Source organism: Dactylosporangium aurantiacum (assembly GCF_000716715.1).
In the GTDB taxonomy this organism is placed as follows: domain Bacteria; phylum Actinomycetota; class Actinomycetes; order Mycobacteriales; family Micromonosporaceae; genus Dactylosporangium; species Dactylosporangium aurantiacum.
Genome location: NZ_JNYJ01000173.1, coordinates 1 through 329 on the forward strand (window position 1 = coordinate 1; position 329 = coordinate 329).

Here is a 329-nt window from a genome sequence, read left to right on the forward strand (position 1 = left end):
ACACCGCGGCGAACGCCGGTGTGAAGATCAGCACGCCGTCGTACCCGTACAACGACTACCTCAACCAGCTGCTGCTGCAGGTCCAGGGCGGGCAGCTGAGCGGGGCGGTGCAGCTGGACGTGGCGTGGCTGGCCACCCTCGCCGCCACCGGCAAACTCCTCGATCTGCGATCCGTCGCGGCCGGCCTGGACTACGCCCCCGCCGCCCTCGCCCTCGGCCAGTCCAACGGCGTGCAGTACGGGCTGCCGTGGACGTTCGCCGGGATCGGGCTGATCAGCAACACCGAACTGCTCACCAAGGCCGGCATCACCAGCGCCCCGAAAACCGTC

The 329-nt window shown here is 69.6% G+C and carries 1 protein-coding gene; it reads left to right on the forward strand.

From position 1 onward, the window contains the following. Positions 1 to 329, forward strand: a 329-nt coding sequence (locus OP18_RS50815; RefSeq protein WP_033368064.1) for an extracellular solute-binding protein, incomplete at both ends; no start/stop codon positions are given.